Source organism: Propionivibrio sp. (assembly GCF_049316945.1).
GTDB lineage: Bacteria > Pseudomonadota > Gammaproteobacteria > Burkholderiales > Rhodocyclaceae > Propionivibrio.
In genome coordinates, this window is sequence record NZ_JBMOJE010000050.1 from 15,807 (window position 1) to 33,741 (window position 17,935).

General features: G+C 56.9%; 9 protein-coding genes. All 9 read left to right on the forward strand.

The genetic code is table 11. From position 1 onward, the window contains the following. Positions 1-134 precede the first annotated feature (134 nt). The 9 genes from ACOYNV_RS12805 (at position 135) to ACOYNV_RS12845 (ending at position 17,889) form a co-directional block, all read left to right on the forward strand. Positions 135-1,430 (forward strand): LamG-like jellyroll fold domain-containing protein, encoded by a 1,296-nt coding sequence (locus tag ACOYNV_RS12805; protein WP_422900171.1) that lies wholly within the window; start codon positions 135-137, stop codon positions 1,428-1,430. Then, positions 1,427-4,957, forward strand: a complete 3,531-nt coding sequence (locus tag ACOYNV_RS12810) for a hypothetical protein (RefSeq protein WP_422900172.1) — start codon at positions 1,427-1,429, stop codon at positions 4,955-4,957. The genes ACOYNV_RS12805 and ACOYNV_RS12810 overlap by 4 nt, the downstream gene beginning before the upstream one ends. A gap of 125 nt (positions 4,958-5,082) precedes the next feature. Next, on the forward strand, positions 5,083-6,282 hold the full coding sequence (locus ACOYNV_RS12815; RefSeq protein WP_422900173.1) for a hypothetical protein: 1,200 nt from the start codon (positions 5,083-5,085) through the stop codon (positions 6,280-6,282). A gap of 11 nt (positions 6,283-6,293) precedes the next feature. After that, entirely contained in the window at positions 6,294-6,863 is a 570-nt protein-coding gene (locus tag ACOYNV_RS12820; RefSeq protein ID WP_422900174.1) for a hypothetical protein, read from the forward strand. Next, complete coding sequence (locus ACOYNV_RS12825; RefSeq protein ID WP_422900175.1) at positions 6,863-9,469, forward strand: hypothetical protein; 2,607 nt, start codon at positions 6,863-6,865, stop codon at positions 9,467-9,469. Before ACOYNV_RS12820 ends, ACOYNV_RS12825 begins: the two co-directional genes overlap by 1 nt. Then, positions 9,462-10,616 (forward strand): hypothetical protein, encoded by a 1,155-nt coding sequence (locus tag ACOYNV_RS12830; protein WP_422900176.1) that lies wholly within the window; start codon positions 9,462-9,464, stop codon positions 10,614-10,616. The genes ACOYNV_RS12825 and ACOYNV_RS12830 overlap by 8 nt, the downstream gene beginning before the upstream one ends. Further along, positions 10,616-12,541 carry a hypothetical protein gene (locus ACOYNV_RS12835; protein WP_422900177.1) on the forward strand — a complete coding sequence of 642 codons (1,926 nt, stop codon included), beginning with the start codon at positions 10,616-10,618 and terminating at the stop codon, positions 12,539-12,541. Before ACOYNV_RS12830 ends, ACOYNV_RS12835 begins: the two co-directional genes overlap by 1 nt. Before the next feature lie 392 nt (positions 12,542-12,933). Then, entirely contained in the window at positions 12,934-15,768 is a 2,835-nt protein-coding gene (locus ACOYNV_RS12840; protein WP_422900178.1) for a hypothetical protein, read from the forward strand. Beyond that, positions 15,769-17,889, forward strand: a complete 2,121-nt coding sequence (locus ACOYNV_RS12845; protein ID WP_422900179.1) for a hypothetical protein — start codon at positions 15,769-15,771, stop codon at positions 17,887-17,889. The last annotated feature ends 46 nt before the right edge of the window (positions 17,890-17,935 follow it).

Consider the following 17,935-nt stretch of genomic DNA (forward strand, 5'->3'; position numbering starts at 1 on the left):
TATTTCGACAGGATGCCATGCTGCCAGCAGCCCCTGATGTCGGTTGCGTAACACTGGCTGCTGGTGTGCTATTGGTAGCGGGCGGATCATCACAGCGCACACAATACGACGCATACGAAAATACGGAGGGCCGAATGTACTCCCTTCTCCTGATCGTAAAGATGGGAGCCGTAGCATGGGGGTACAAAGAGTTTTGCTGGTTTGTTTCCTATGTTTTGTCTTCGCCCTTCCTTCGTTTTGCCTGGTCAGGAACTACGCTGACGGTAGATTATCGGAATAGCACAGAATCGGCATCCGGCGATAACAACACCTATTGGTCGACTGTTTTCATCTACACGCCCGTTGGCGGATTGACCGGATTTCACTCGATCAACTGCGCTATGTTCATGGGCGGGATTTCGTATCTATACGTCGATGGCGTGCGGGTAGCTACAGCGGATACATCAGCGGTCATAAACATCGGATTCACAGGGGGTCAGGTTAACAATGACAGCTACCGTGACCTTCCCAGCTACGGGTTGTTTGGGGCTAGCGTCACAGTGGCGGGCGCTGTTCTAGGTACGGGGCAGAGTCTGGCTGCGCGCGGGCTATTTGGTGTCCAGGTATCCGCTGCACAGGCGTTGGAGCTGCACAACGCATTCTTCACCAAGCAAATCCCGCTGGTCACTGGCTATGCAAAAGAAGTGATCCTCGATGGAGCCGCGCAGTTTCATATCTGCGACTCGCCCGCCGCAGGTAACGCGCTCTATAGCACGCTGCACCCCTATCGTGATCCGGCGGTATATGCGCGAAAAACGTACCCAACCTCGTTAAATGGTTATGGACTGTCGGCACACGGAACACTGGCGACGGGGATCGTCTCGCCGCTGGCTGGGCGCACAGCAACGAACTTCACGAACGGTGTTTATCGCGGCCAGATGGCCTGCCTCGCGAACAAGCGGTCAGGAGCCTTTGAGTTCGTCATCCGGCGTACAACAACGGCCTTCCCAACCGCCGCCGAGTACATCGCCATCGCAGTGGATGCTGTGTTATTTGCGACCTACCCATGGCACATATCACAGACAACAACGAAGCGCTTGATATTCAGCCTGCTCGGCACGGTCTCCGAGGCAATATCGCCGGTGTATGTCTTGCCCGATAATGTATATGTCCATGTTCACTTCTTCTACGACCGCCCCAACGGCCTGTGGCGCTTGTATATCAACGGGGCGCTGCAAGAAAGTGGTGTGACGGCCTCGACGTCTGAGCTTACCGACAGGGGATTCTCTGAGAATCTGCAGTGGGATTTAATGCTCGGCGGTACTGTCAGTAATGAAAAGGTGCGCTCTAGCAACTTCAAAGGCGATATAGCTGCGTTCGCCGTGTTCCCAGGCGAAGCCCTCGTGCCCGCGCGAATCCTCGCCCACTATGAGGCCATGGGTGTAGTGTGACAGTCATCCTCGTAACGGCTGTCGGGGGTATAGACGCCCCGGCACTCGGGGCTGCGGTCGTTACGAATGCTGCGCGCGGGCTGTTCCCTTCGGCCATAGCACAGCCGCCGTTCGGGCAACCCCGCGTCACACCGCCAAGCGCTGCAGCGAATCTGCAGTTCGACCTGCTCGACCCGGCGGCGAAGCTGGCGAACTTCTTTTTCGGTACCGGCCAACTCATCACCCGTGGCGGCGCGACCGATGCTTCACTGTTCGGCAACGTCACTGTGCGCAACGCGGCGTTCGGGATTTACCCCTCTTCGCCGGATGCCCCGCGCCTCGCCTTGCCAATGGTCGCGCGCGGCACGGATGTGGGCCGCGTCGTTGCGCTCTCGTTCATAGAGCCGTACCCACCTAATCCGTACCAAGAACTGCGCATCTTCTGGGGCAGCCCGACGGTTACGGCGCGCGGAATCGCCCCGTTCGACATCCCAGCGCCCATCGTAAAACAGCCGCTCTCAACGGGTGCTGCCGGCGGCTTTACCAGCTACGGTGTCGGCAAGCCCATTATCGGCGGCTCGCAGTACAACGGGCGCTCAATACCCTTGCTGTTTACCGCCAGCTACACCGCCGGTGAGACAGCCTTCTATTTCGGCGTTGGCAAGCTGGTCAGCGCCGTTGGCGGCTTCGACAGCGCCAGTGTTCCAACCCCCAACGTCACCAATGTTGCACAGGGCATATTTGCAGTGGGCGTCGCCCCGCCGCGAATCACCCTGCCGCTGGTCTATAGGAAGTACAGCAAGCTGGGGCAGGTCGATGTCTCGCTGGTTCAGGGCTACACACCACGCAGTGCGCTGAACATCCCGTTCTACTTCGGCACCGATGGCCTGCTGGAACCAGCGGGCACCGACATGGCAGCCTTCGGTGGGGTGACTGTCTGGTCGCCGTCGATCTCAGTGCCAGTGCAGGGCTTCGCTTCTGGGGTCGTCGGGCAGCCGACCATTGTTCCGCCTGCTGGGCGCATCAACTGCATCGGGATTTCGCCCCAGCTCGCGTTCGGCACAGCCATCGCCGAGCTTCGGCAGCGCTTTATTCTTTGTGGCGGCATCCCGCCCGCGCTGGCGTTTGGCGCCACCAAGATTGTTCTGCTGCGGCGCTACGTCGCCCCCACCGGGCTGGCGGCTACACTGTACGGCACGCAGATTCTCACGCACGACCGCCAGTATGTTTACACGATGCCGATCCAGCCAGCGGCTTTCGGCACCGCGCCGTGGATCAGCCGCTCGCCGCGCTACATCGATCTGGACGCGAAGGGAATTTTCACCAACTTCTACACGAATCCGCAGATCGGGTTCAACCGCAACGCGGCTGTGGAAGGATTTGATGCGCAGTGTTTTGGAAACGCCAACGTCCATGACACAACACAACGGCTTTACGCGGAAGGAAAGCCGGCGCAAGCCTTCGGTGAGCATCGTATCTCGCCGTATATCCAGTACGTTTTCACGGATGGATTCAAGAGCTTCCCGAGTGAAGAACAGCGCTACGGCTACCAGTACATTTTCAACTCGCGGCAGTATGTCGAGCACTATCACGAGATACAGGAGAACGAATGGCAAGGTGAGGTTTTCGGCCGCTGGCTGTCGATTGATAACTATCACCGGAATCTGACTACCTTCGGTACCATTGCCTCCAGATACGGATATCCGCAGGTCGACAACAATGCGCGGGTTCTTGAACCGCTAGGAATCCCGCCAGAACTGACAGGGGAATTCTACAAGGCGGGTTCCGTCACACATCGTTACCGGCCACTTCCGATGGAAGGGATCGAGCCCCCGCCGATGAGCCGCTGGACGGTGGTCTACAACGGCGCAAGGGTGATTTACCCGCAGGGCGAGACACACGACCAATTCGGCGATTTACTGACGGAAGACCGATCGGTATGCGCAAAAGGCTTTGATGCGCTTGCGCAAGGCACGCCGTTCATTGCAGATCGTATTCGCACGATCACACAAGCCTGGCCGTCAAGCAATCCGACTTTCCCGTTGCCGGAAGTGAAACTGTGGACACGCTACCTTGATTTGGCGCTGGCCGGGATACCTCCGAAACAGGTAGGCAATGCGGCGCTGACCATTCATTTCAACAAAGCAGAAACCTTTGGAAGCCGGCATACGCTATATGGTGATCCAACGGTCTGGAACCTGACGCCAGAACTTTGCACCTATGGCTACAATCAGGAAGAATTCGGGGAACCATCCATCAGAACTCAGTGGAGTTTTGTCGAGACGCGCGGCAGCGAGTTTGGAATCATCGGTCCAACGAAGATCGCCGACCGCCGGCAGTGGATCGAGAACGTCACCATCGCACCCATAGCGATGCCGCAGCCGGTCGTGATCCGCATCGGAGAAGACCCGCCGTCTGAGCGAAAGATTGTTGTCCCTTCGATGCCGACGAAGGAATGGCTAAGTTTGCAGGTTGGAAATCCGGTACTGAACCAACAGGTAGTCTATGTATCGCAACCAGACACATCGGACACTTTCGGCGCCGCGCGTATCACATCGAATGTTATCCGCGTCGGCACCGGGATCGGCTTCGTCTATCCGATTGACGGGCCGATGGTGACATTGCGAAACCGGATAGTGGATGTTGATAAAAAAGGGATAAAGAACGATATAGGCTTTGGAAAGCCAAGGATGACGCCATGGACGATCTATGCGGTAATGGAGGCGCCAGAACAAGCGAAAGATAATCACGATCCCCGGTCGTTGCACTTTGTTGGTTATGACCCTATTTCCAACAGCCTATTATTCGGTATTGGAACGCCAACCATTACCAACCAGCACCGGACAATATCGGCAAGCGGGTATGCGGCCTATCTTGACGGTAACGGTTCCCCTTTGTTTGGCTCTGCGGATTGTGAGTTATCGACTCGCTACCTTGGGATTACAGGATTCCGTGCGTTTCGCATGGGGGCGCATGAAGTCATTGGCGGTGACAAGCCGCCTATCGAAGTAGAAGCCATCGAACCGAAACTGGCGTTTGGACAGGCTACTGTCAGCCCTCCATTGTATTTTGGTACGCAAACAGCGCGCGCAAACGGTCCCAGCTTTAGCGTCTTTGGGGCGACTGAAATTCAACTGAAGAACCGCCAGATTTATCCTGTCGGCCTCTCCAGCGAACGGTTGGGGACATCGCAATACTTGTCAGATGAAGTTTACTCGCGCTTCATGCCGAAGCATTTGGTTGTCGGATTTCCTGATAACCCGCCGATCGAAGGGTTCGATTCATCTTCCTTTGGCACCGCTTGGTCATCGCTCAGGATACGCGAGTTGCTGGCTGAAGGTTTCGACGCTCAGGACTTCGATTACGACATTCTGGCCTTCAAGGATCGTATGCGAGTACGAAATGCCTTCATCTACACACCGCCGACGCAGACCATCAACCCGATAGGAGGAGCGCAGGACAGCTTCGGATGGGATGATGCAATGAACACTCGGCAAGTAATCCGGCCGGACGGTAATTCGGAAACCTACCGGCAAGGGGTGCATTGACCAGGTAAAAATGCTGGCTGTTGTTGGCAAACTGTATGGATTATGGAATTCCAAGCGTAATTCATTGCTAAATAAGCCATTAAAACCGGTGGTATTCCATAAGTCTGACAACAAGGAATCCACCAATGCATGAGTTTGATTTCTATCCGCTGGCGGGAATTAACACCGTAGCGCCTGACACCGACATGGTGAAGACCGATAATAATTCACGTCGCGTCTATGCGCGCGACCTGCTTAACGGGCGCGTGGATAGCGCAGGTCGATGGGCGGCACGACAAGGGACCACTCGCGTTTCGACGACGAACCTTACTTGCTTGTGGCACAGCGAGCGATTCAATGAAAGCTTCGCCATCCACGGGACCGATCTTGTTCGCGTGGCCGATGATTGGTCATTCGAGGTTATCGGAACTGGCGTTGGTGGCGAGGCGAGCTATTGCGAACTGAACAATACGCTGGTCATTGCTACCCCGCGCGGCCTGTACGAGTGGAATGGCGCTAACCTGCTGACGCTGACGCTGGCCGACCCTCCGGCGCCTTACGCGCAATCGGCAACTGTTGGCGGACTCGATGCGGGAACGTATGCCGTAGCCATCAGCTACCGGCGCGACTACAAGGAATCATCGGTATCGGAAGCCGTCTTTGTCGAGGTAGCGCAAGGCGGCGGAATCGACCTGACACTGCCATCGGCGGCGCTGCTTGAGCCGAGCGCGACGCACATTTCCATCTATCTATCGCATCCCAATGGCGGCGACCTCTACGAAGTGCAGATGGTGCTCTCCGGGCAGACCAGCCTGACACTGGGCGGCGACGTGACCTACGGAAAGCTGGCCGCGCACCGATTCCTGACGGCCATGCCGACCGGAAAGACCGTTAGATTCTGGCGTGGCCGACTGGTAACGCCGGTATCGAACACGCTCCACTTCTCGGAAGCGCTGAATTACCACCTGAATGATCCGCGTCATGGGTTTATCCAGTTGCCGACACGCATCACCTTTGTCGAGCCCGTCGACGGTGGCTTGTGGGTGGGTCAAAAGACACACGCGATCTTCCTCTCCGGTGATTCGCTGGAGACGCTGACGATCGCCTACAAGAACTCCCGAGCACCAATACCCTGGTCGTCGACGCGCGTAAATTCCGAGCTTTTCGGGGATGGCATATCAGAAGGCGGCGCAACTACTGCCTGCTGGATGGCGGCCAACGGCTACGTCATTGGTACGTCATCCGGAGTAGCGCGTGAAGTTTCAGCCGGGGTTCTCGACGGCATCACTGGAACACGAGGACAAACCATCGCCCACAACCGTTTTTTTCTGACCATTACCTCCTGAAAGGCATCACCATGAACAACGAACTTATCCGCGCCCTGCACGACGAAATCTACGACGTAACCGACGACGGCGTGTACTTTCCCAAGCAAGGCGTCCTCGCCTCGGGCGAATACAGGCACACGGTCAATGGCGGCGATCTGCGCATCGACAAGAACCTGCTCACCGCCGAGGGCTTGACGCATCTGCTGGCCGTGGCCATGGGTGCAACCGCCAAACCGACTGGCTACTACATGGCGCTTTACGCCGGCGCGGTCTCTCCTGCGGCGAATTGGACGGCTGCCTCATTTGCAGCGACCGCCTCCGAGATCGTCAGTTTGAGCGAAGGCTTCAGCGAAGTGACGCGACCCTTGTGGACGCCTGCGGCAGCAGCGGCTGGCGTCATTGACAACTTCGTTGCGGCGGCACGCTTCACCATCACCACGGCCAGCAGCATCAACGTCAATGGCGCGGCGCTTCTGTCGTCCAATGTGCGCGGCGGAACATCTGGCGTGCTGGTCAGCGCCTCGAAGTACGCGGCCACACGCACCATGTACAACGGCGAGACGTATGACCTTGGCTACCGCGTTACGCTGACTGCGTAATGGACGTTGCTGGCCCGAAGCCAATTGGCGTCTTTCTGGCCTCTGGTGGAACCCCGAGCACCAGCGAGATTGCCATGGCGACAAAACTGGCCAGAGAGGTCGAGTTGCGCCGGCGGCTTGCCTATTCAAAATCAGAATGGGGCACGCTGCCGCTGGACGGCGGCGGTTATATCCGTGCATCAAGCATTGGCGAGGTAACGAAAGCGGTTATCTACCGGCCAGCAAGCGACAAAAAGGCAGAGATCGAAGACGACCTCGAACTGAAATACTCGGTTCCGATGGTCTATTCGGCGCGGGTGGTTACGCCACGAGTTATACCAAAGTCCGGTGTTGAATTGCAGGTAAGCAAGAGCACGCAGCGGAGACTGGTTAACTACGACAAAGAAAAGACAACCCCTGAGAAACAGGTGCTGCAGCGATTCGAGATTCCTCCTGGCATTCGCGGCAGTGAGTTCGCCGGCCCGCCAGAATCGAAGTTCCTGTTCACGCAGTACAACGGCCACTACCCGACGTGGTTCTCCGGCTCGATGGCCAAGGTCGTGCAACTGGTCGCCGGTTACGGTAAGCAGAAATTTACCGATGGAAGCGAAGAAGAGATCAAGGCGCTAACCAAGAAGGAAATGAAGCGCATCGTCATTCCAGCCGCCTACCGAGAGGCGATGGGCAGGGAATTGGTCGGATACACGCTGTACGCCTGCACAGGAAACCCCCCGGATGACGGAACGATCCAGTTTGGCTATCAGCACTACGAGACGGACGGCGTATGTTTCGATAGTGACAAGAAACCGTGGCTGGTACGTATCAAGTCAGGAACCGTGCTGGCCATGCCGCTGCCGATGATCCCAATGACCACCACGAAAACCTTCAGGAAGTACATGGAGAAGGTTTCCGACGACGAGATCATCACGGCGCTTGACCTGTTCGGCGGACTCCCTTCAGGAGAGGGCTTCCCGGTCGGTGAAAAAGCGCGAGCGGCCTGGAAGAAGGCGGGCGTCATCATTGATTTGTGCGACACGGCTGACTTCTATTCGGGGTCAGCCATGGCCTACAGCCCGTTGGGTTGGTCATTTTCTGAAGACAGCAACGAGGCGGTGCATACGTGTCATGTGTGGGGCGATGATGCAATGCAGCGCGCTCGATACTACAAGTTCAAAGCGAAACTCGGCCCGGTAAAACTGGCGGAGAAGATTACCGTTGACGCAGATGAGAGCCGCGATCTTGGCGCCTATCTGGCGGAGCTTTACGGGCTTATCCCGAAGGACATGGAAGGATCGGCGATAAAATTCAAGATCAACGCCAACATGGCGACGGCGATCGATTTGAGCAAAGGGTTTGTACCGGGCCGCGCCAGCGTTTCACTGTCCTATTGGGAGAACTTGGTATCGCCACCGATCGCCAACGGATCAGGAAGTGTGACGAAGACCAGCGAAGGGCGCATCCATAGCCGGGCCAAGTTTAAGTACCAGCCGCAATTAAAACTTCCTTCGCCCTATCTTGGCGGATGTGTTTCGCACGATTTCAATTCAGACCCACGACTGAAAGAGTACAGCGAAGCCGCCATGCGGTTCGACACGATTGTTTGGGCCTACTTCATCAAGAATACGCTGAAAGTTATCCGCTTCAGTCAGGACAACCGATCAAAGCCGCTGCCCAGCGAAGATGATTTCGATGATTGCATGCTGGTCGGTAGCTGGACCTCGACAGCGACAACCGGGAATACCCGGATGATGGGCCAATTTACGACCAGCGACTTCGATGAGCGCGAAACGTCGCCAGAAACCAAGACGGTTACAAAAATAAAAGGTGACTACCTCGGTGTAGATTCCGAGCCACGCGGCGGTTTCGTCTACCCCTACAGGGCTGGCGGAATGAATAGGTCACACTGGTTCATGGAGACGACCGATACGACAAGCGATGGTGGGGTCGGAAAGTCAATCGGTGTTTGCGTTCCCTATCTGACGCGCGATGCCGTGTTATATGCAACTTCACGGACACAATCCCATAAGACAACAAGCTGGTCACAACGCAAGTATTCGCGCCCTGACGCCTGGTTCTACGACATTTACACTTATTCGTTCATTTTCCACTGGTATGGCGGAATCGTTGGAGTAGCCAACGGGCTTCCTCACCCGAAAAACGGTTTCCCAAGCTATACCTCGTTTGAAAGCCATAACGATAGCCCGTGCGCAAGCTACTGTGACAAAGGGCCGTACCTGACGGTAACGCAGGATGTCTCAAGATACCGAGATGAAGGGGGCTTTGAGGGGGCTGACAAACCGGCTCCTTCCATTCCCCCCGTTGGGCCGAAAGCGCTGCCGAGTCGATCGACCGGCGGCGACCCGATCTATGCCGGCTCCGTCGACGTGTCGATTGTCGAGCAACCATGGCGCGTAACAAAATCGCCGCCTGACGAATGGTATTTCAGGGGCTCGCCAAGTGATGATGGTGGTGTGTTCTATCGGTCAGCGACACGGAACTGCCTTGGTGAGTCCGAGTACGCCGCCGTATTGTCAGTTGAGCTTGGCGAAAACGACGCGAAACGTGGTTATACCAAACTGGCCCCGAAAGGCGGCGTCCACTATTTCATAGGAGTCATCAATGCCTAATTATCGCGACGACGAAACATCTGGTGCAGTCGCCAGCGAGGTTTATACCTCCCGACTGGGAATGTGGCTGCAGGATACCGCGAGGGCAGTAGCCACCGTGGTTATCGCCACGAGCTTCACCTTCTCGGACAGCGCCACGGCCAAAGACGCAATGACGGATGGCTCGCTGCTGCGAAGTTCCGACACGGCGACGGTCAGTGAAACCTACCTCACCTTGGCGGCCTTGCGCCAGAACATAACCGATACGGGGAGCGCCAAGGATTCGCTGGCGGTATTCCAGCGCACGCAGGTCACCGATGGCGCCATCGCGGGTGACGCGATCACCGGTCTGGTCACCAGCCGGCTGACTGACAGCGCCACGGCCAGCGACACGCTGACGCACGCGAAGCGCAGCATGCGACAGATCGCCGAGACTGCGACGGCCAGTGACCTCGTGACGACGATCACCCGCCAGCAGGTCAGCGAGGCGGCCAGCGCCAGCGACATCGCGGTATCGTTCAGCACGATCCGCATCCGGATCACCGATACCGCGATGGCGCAGGACAGCCTGTCCGAGACTTCGCTTCAGTCCGCGACAATGACCGAACGGGCGACCGCCAGCGATTCGCTCTGGCAGCACCTTTCCGCTTCAACCCGCTGGACAGACAGCGCTTACGCCAGCGACGAACTGAGCGGGGTCGGGGTAGGCGGCGCATGGACGGCGAACGTCGACAAGTTTGCCACCAGCCGCTATTACCCCTACGACTTCACCAGCCTGGCCGTGATTAACGGGACGCTCTACGGCACCTGTCCAAGAGGGGTGTTCCGGCTTGATGATCCAGCCTCGACCGAGATAATCAAGACGCAGCTTGTAACGCCTTCGCTTGACCTGTCGACGGGCGCACTGGTTATCCCGCGCAGCGTCTATCTCGCTTACGCCTGTGACGGTGAAGTGGCGATGAATGTCGCCACCGAGCAGTCAGGACAGGCTATCGACTTCGACTACACGCTCCCTGCCGAACTGGCCGATACCACCACCACCGGGCGCATTACGCTTGGGCGCGGGTTGCGCGGACGGTACTACCGTTTCACGCTCCGCACCGAAGGCGTGCGCTTTAACGCCGCTGAAATGCGGGTTGCACTTGATGAACTGAAGAGGAAAATATAATGTCCGTCAATGATGGTTCAAGCTACGCAAAGCAGGCATTCAACAGCGCAGAGGCGTTGATAAACGCCAATCTGAACAGTATCACGAAGTTCGGAACGGCCATGCAGTCGCAACTGTCCGCGACGCTGGACAGCATGGCCAATGTGCAAATAGATGCCGTTGCCTCTCCGCCAACACTCAGCTCCCCGTCGACGCCGGCGCCGGCATTTTCCCTTGGCGACGTTCCCCCGCTTCCTCAGTTCGCGCCACTGGCGACAGACCCGATGCCGGTACTCGACAGTATCGACACCTACCTGTCGAATCTCGACCTTGACGTGGGTGATTTACCCCAGGCACCGGACTTCACCATCGCCCTGAATATCCCGGCGGCACCACCGGCCATCGACACCGGCGGGATTCCCGCTCGTCCGGCCATTGACATGGCCGTTACCCTGCCGTCCGCGCCCGACCTGTCGATGCCGGTCATGGATTCGATGCTGGCGCTGACCATACCTGAATTTTCATTCCCGGAAATTGCTGACTTTGCAGGAACCCCGCCGACTGCCAGTTTCCCGGTTCCAAACCCGCTAATAAACTGGACTGAGCCTGTTTACGCATCGGAAATACTCGGGGAACTCAGCGCCATAATCAAGGAAATGATGGCCGGCGGAACGGGGTTGCCACCAGTCGTCGAACAGGCGTTGTTTGACCGGGCTAGACAGCGCGAGGATCAAGCCACGGCCAAGGTCATTGCCGAATCCTTCGACACGTTTGCCGCAAAGAACTTCAGTCTGCCACCGGGGGCGCTGGTCAAGCAGGTTAACGTGGCAACCGAGCAAGGCCGGATGAAAGCGGCGGAGATAAACCGCGACATTCTGACTGAATCGGCCAAATGGGAGATCGAGAATCTTCGCTTTGCCGTGCAGCAGGGTATCGCACTGGAAGGTCTGACGCTGAACCTGTTTGAGAATGCGGCCAAGCGCACCTTCGAGGTCGCCAAGTTCTACGCCGAAAGCCAAATATCAATTTTCAATGCACAAGTCAGCCTATATAACGCACAGAATCAAGGCTTCCAGACGCTCGCCATGGTCTACAAGACGAAACTTGACGGGACTCTGGCGAAGATTACCGCCTATAAGACGGCGGTGGATGCGCAGGCGGTTCTTGGAACCATCAACGAGCAGAAGGTGAAGGTTTATACCGCCAGTTTGCAAGGTGTAGCGGCGCAAGTCGATATTTACAAGGCGGTCATGTCCGGGGCGCAGGTTCGGTCCGACCTCATCAAGTCGCAGATCGAGGTTTACCGAACGGACGTTCAGGCCTACGCAGAGAAGATAGGTGCGCAGAAGGTCGTATTTGAAGCCTACAAATCGCAGATCGAGGGCGAGACGGCCAAAGCCGGAATTGTCGAATCTCGCGCACGCGCCTATGCGGCGACGATTCAGGGGTTCAGCGCCAAAGCAGATGTCAAGGTAAAAGGGGTGCAGGCCAATATCGAAGCGGCCAAGGCGCTAATTAGCAAGTTTGAAGCCGAGATAAGCGGCTACAAAGCAAGTCTGGAAACGTCCGTGCAAACAGCCTCCTATCAAACGACGCTGTTCAAGGCGCAGGTTGACGCCTTCAGCGCAAAAGCGAATGCCAACGTGAGCGCGGCCGGGGTGACAAGCAAGTTTGCCGACATGAACACGCAAACCAACATTGCTTACGCGCAAATGGCGATCAAGGAGTACGAGGTACGGTTGAGCCGGGCCGTCAAGGAGGCCGAGATTGCCATGGAAGGGTTGAAGGCGGCCGGAGCATCCACCGCGCAACTGGCCGCCGGCGCCATGAGCGCGCTGCACATGTCAGCGGGTATTAGTGGATCAGGTTCGCTTGTATCCTCTGGAACGTCCAGCAGCAGCACTAGCAAGAGCGAGTCCACCAGCTACAACTACGACATGAGCTGATACGCGAAAAAATGCTGGCTATTGCATAGACAATTCTCGCATCAAATACCATTGGTGCGAGGGTTGTCATGGGCAAAATACAAACCGGGGTCATGCCCAAACAGGCTCTAGGGTCATTTCTTCCTCCGAAAGTTCCTCAGAAGTTTGCAAAAGGCGGGGTAGTTGGCCGGTGCTTTGTTGATGGCGGGGAATTGGACACATCGCCACAGATGAAATTGGCGCAGAGCCTGCAGCCGATCAATAGCCAGCCTGCTACGCCGAGCGGCTTTAGTGGTGGGGTAGCTAGTCAGTCGCCAGAGGCTCAGTCGGCAGCATGGGACAAAAACAACTCCCAAGCGATCAACCTTAAAGCAGGCCAAGACTGGAGCGCAGATAGAGCGGCAGGAGTCAGCTTGGGCGATAAAAGCTCAGCCAGTTACGGGATGCTTCAAGCGAACGCATTGAGGGGCACAGACGCCGTCGGCGGTGGCGGATCAAGCAGCACAACGGCTCCGGACGTTGTCAATCCGATGGATGCCATGCGCAAACTCGGGGAAGACCGGGCCAGCGCCATCAAGAGTGGCGGCGGGACATCGCAACAGCAAATGTTCCAGCAAGCCGGTCTGGCCAGCAAGCTCGCCAAACAAGGAATCAGCACTGACCTTTCATCGCTTTCCAGTTCGACAAGTGACCCGCGCGCGAAGATGGCGCTTGGCAATACTCAATTCAAGAACAGCCTCGACGTTCTTGACAATGGAAATAAATCGCAACGGACAAGACAAGACGTTGGGGCGCTGGGCCAAGCGCAGGCGCAAGAGGCGCAACGACTCTCGCAGCAGATACTCGGGTTTGCCGAAGGTGGGACGATCAAGGAAACGCCAGAGCAACTGATGGCGCGCATGGCGGCGAAGTACGGTACCGGCACACCACAACCTACGGTTCAGGTCGCACAAGCCCCCGTACCGCAGCCGGCGCAACAACCCGCACCACAGAACACTGGCGGAATCGGCGGGGTTATCGGGCTACTCAGGGGGCGGTCGGCGCAGATTGACAAGGCCGCTGGTTACGCTTGCGGCGGGAAGGTGAAGGGGCATTACGCCAATGGTGGAGTCCCTGAGGCGGTAATTACTGATCCGCAACTTTTGTCCATGCAGCACACGCAAAGCCGTCCGCCAACGCAACCAATGTCGCAAAGGAACCCGATTGCTCCGGCACTGGGCAATCAATCGCAACCAGGAATGCTGGCCAGAGACGCACTTAACAACGCTGGAAATGTAGTCGATAGCCTGCCCTATGCTGCCGCTCAGTTTGTTCCCGTGCTGAATGCTCCCCTTGGTGCTGCGGCTGGTGCTGTGCATGCCGCGCAAGGCCGTTATGAGGAACTGCCCATTGACGCGGCAAGCATGATGGGCGGGAAAGGTGCTGGCGTACTGCTTCAAAAAGGCCAGCAGTTGCAAAACGTACTGGCCAAGCAAGCCGTAGCTGGGGCGATCGGAAGAACGGCCAATACCGTGCAAGCTGTTGGATCGGCTGACGCTGCTGTAAAGCGGCAGGAATACGCCAAGGGTGGCGCGATCAAACCCTCTGCCATCGTTGCTCCCCAGCCCGTCGCCGAGCGCATGGCGCCAGCGCAACAACTCATGCAGGGCATTGCTCCACCAACAGAAGGCGGCATGATTCAAGGGCCGGGCACTCCGACGAGTGACAGCATTCAAGCGGTTGTTCGAGAAACCAAAGAGCCGATAGCGGTATCGACGGGCGAGCGCATTGTGAGCAAGAAGCAGGACAAGTACCTGCAGCGGATCGCCAAGGGAATGGGCTTCGAGAGCGTTGATGCGATGCTTGAGCACGGCACGGGCAAGCCTGTCGGGCCGACGATCAAGGGTGGGATGAAGCATGCTAATACGGGGGTCAAGATACCTGCACTAGACCCTGAAGAAGTCATGAAGCATGCGGCGCTAACGAGTGGCGTGGATTACGTTGCGCCACAACAAGCGGCACCTGTTGTCGAGCAAGCACCACAGAAATTCGATGTAGCGCTATCGAATCAGCAGTGGAAGGAAGGTAGTTTTGACAAGCCGACACTGGTAATGCCCCCAGAAGTAGACATGGGTGCTTACACCTCTCAACCGGGTGCAACATTCGCATCATCCATTGGCAATCCGGTTAAAAACTTTTTTGCTGACTCGGCCAGTGCTGCAGGAGGAAATAACGGATCGTACGAAAAGATTCGTGCGGAACGTGCTGCACAGGAAGCCGTTGCAAAGCCAGTAGCAGCCGTTTCTCCAAAGGTTGATCCGAAGCAAGTAGCGCCGTCAGAAGCCGCGAATACGCCTTCTGGTTACAAGCAAACAAATGAAACGTTCTCGACGCCGACCACCATCAAGCAAGACATCGCCAGCCTTCCTGTTGATACGGCATTCACCGCCGACGCCGTACAACCCGCCATGCGCCCCGGCCAGATACAACTTGGCGCACCGTCTGGCTCTATCCACGGGAAAAGCACCGTTGATGCAACGCAGATGAAAGCCCCGGACGGCGGCGGCTACCTGACCGGCGCCAACGGGAAAGCGATTTACCTTCCGCCACAAGCCGCTCCTGCACGCGATCCGAACAAGCAGTACGACGCCTACGGCAACGACATGACGCGCACCAACGCAATGAAGGCTGAACTGGCCGGGATGCAGCGCGATCGATTCAAGCGCGACATGGGCGCAGACATTACCGACCCGAAGGTGAGAGCGGTCGCACAGCAGCAGTTGGCGATGCTGGACAAGGAAAATGTGGCCAATCAATTCGTCACAAAGTCGCAGCAGGACAGCGTTACGACTGGACTTGAGCAACAGGTGAAGGGGCAGGCACTCGCAGCAGGCGCAATCGAAATGAAGCAGAAACAGGCTATGGCCGGACTTCAGAACGATTACCTGAATGGAGACACTGAGGAAATCAGGAAATTGGCGGGTGAGAAGATCATCAAGTTGAACGGCGGGAACAAGCAGCAGGCTCCTGTCGTCCTTAAGCAAGGATCAACGAAAGACATGAACGGGGTTGAAACCACTAACCCTGAAATCGCCATTGACCCAGTTTCTGGCAGAGTTATTTCCGCACAATCAGCGCAAGGCGCGGCTCCAAAAATTGACTACGCGACCTTCGCAAAAACGATAAGGGAGCATCCATATAACAAGGGGAAGTCGATAGACGAGGCGAAGATCAAGAAGGATTACGACGCCTACCGTGGAGGTAAGTAGATGGCCGATTACTTCAACCCTTTCGCCAAGGAAGAATCAACAGGCACAAGTTCAGAATACTTCAACCCATTTGCAGAGCAACCGAAGCCCCAAGCCATAGGAACACCGTCGCCAGAGAAATCCAGCCTAGCCCGTCGCGCGCTTGGCGACACTGGTATCTCTCTACTCAAGGGCGCTATTGCTATCCCTGAAGCTGCCGTAGGTCTGGCCGACATCGCCACTGGAGGGTATGCAGGCAAGGCAGCAGAGCAGATTGGCTTCAGACCGAAGGAAGCCAAAGCCATCCTTGAAGACTATCTGTCACCCGAGCAGAAGTCGGCGAACGCCTACGTTCAAGGCGCTGACGGATTCGTTGACACCATTGGCCGCGCCATTGAGCGACCGTCTGTTATCGGCCAGACAATTGCCGAATCGCTTCCGTTATCACTTGGCGGCGGCATTGTAGGTCGTGGTGTAGCGGCAGTAACCAAGGCGGTACCGTGGGCCGCTGGTGCCATTGGCGAAGGGCTTGTTGGCGCAGGTTCAGCAGCAGAAGGATTGAGACAGGACTCGGAAGATGGAACGATTAGTGGCAAGCAAGTAGGCGCTTCGCTCGCTTCCGGCGCAGGAACGGCGCTGTTTGGCGCAGCAGGCGGCAAGTTCGCGCAGAGCAAGATAGGCCAGAAACTTGGCATTGGAGACCTTGAGACCACGATCGCAGGTGGCCCCAATCAGGCTGTTGGAAAAGGCTTTGCTGGCCGTGTTGCTGGTGGTGCCGTATCTGAAGGCGTGCTTGAAGAACTTCCGCAGTCGGCATGGGAACAGGCCATGCAGAATTACGCCACTGACAAGCCGCTTGATGAGGGTGTTGGCAAGGCTGCGGCGATGGGCCTGCTGTCCGGTTCTGTCATGGGCGCCGGGTTCAATGCGCTGCCGCAAGGCAAGTATCCGATTGATCCACCTCCTGAACTGACGCCAGAAGAAATTGCGATGAACGCCAGCCAAGCCAATGATGCGGCGGCGGCCAATGCAGCAGCATCAGCCAATGCGGCTGGCGGTACCGGCAATACGACTACGCCCGGTTCCTCGCCTGGTGGTGGTGCCGGAAGCAACGCGGCCTCGACTGGCGATACTGGAATCGGCGCAGGTTTGCCAGGACAGGACGCCACAACGATCGATGCTTCCACGACTGGCGCAACGGCAGCGGATCAAGCGATTGCTGGCGGGATTGATAACATCTCCACAGCGCCTCCAGAGCGAGGCGTAGTAGACCTAGACGGAAATATCGTCAAAGTAGACAAGAACGCAGGAACGCTATCAAGTGCGTTGAACAAAATAGCAATTGACCTTCCGCCTTCAATCGACACCGCACCGACTCCAGAGACGGCGGATAGTATCTTCTCGCAGATCGCTGAACTTGAAATGATCGGCGAGACAGAAGGCGGATTACCTCCAGATCAAGAAGCCAAGATGCAGTCGCTTCTTGCGCAGTACGACAAACTATCATCCGCTTCAGCGCCGGAGATTGCGCTGCAAACAATCCAAGGAAATGAAAATGGCCAAGGCCAAACCCCCGGTGAAACCACCCAAGAAGTGCTAACCCCTTCGGCTCCGGGTACGCCCGGTTCCGATACCAACATCATTCCGCAAGCCATAGGAACGCTACCACATGAGCCTCAAACCCTTAAAGAAAAGCAAGCAGAAACGCAAGGATCGCAACAACCAGCAGCCCCTGTAACTCAGCCAGTCCTTACCAACGATGATCGCATCGCCATCGCGCAACAGGCAAAGGAGGCTGATCCTGTAGCGCCATCAGAATTCAAGAACCTCGTCACAGGCGGGACTGTTCAAGGAACGTTCAGCGATGCGTTCAAGGATATTCATCAAGAAGGCGCTGATGCCGCGGTAAATTACTGGAACACCGATCGTCAGACACGCGGCGCAACCGGTGGCCAGAAAACGGCGACGATCAAAGGTGAGCCCGTACTGAAGGGGTCGAAGATTCACGAGCAATGGAGCCTTGGATTCCACCAGAAACTGAATGAATTGGCAGCCACGCTTGGAACGAATGATTTTGCTCCTGCACCAGTAGCACCAGTCACACCCCTTGCATCCCAGATTAACGGTTCCGGTGGAGGATAGGCATTTCAAAGACCCAATCCCAAGTATTCTCGTCCGCAGCATACCA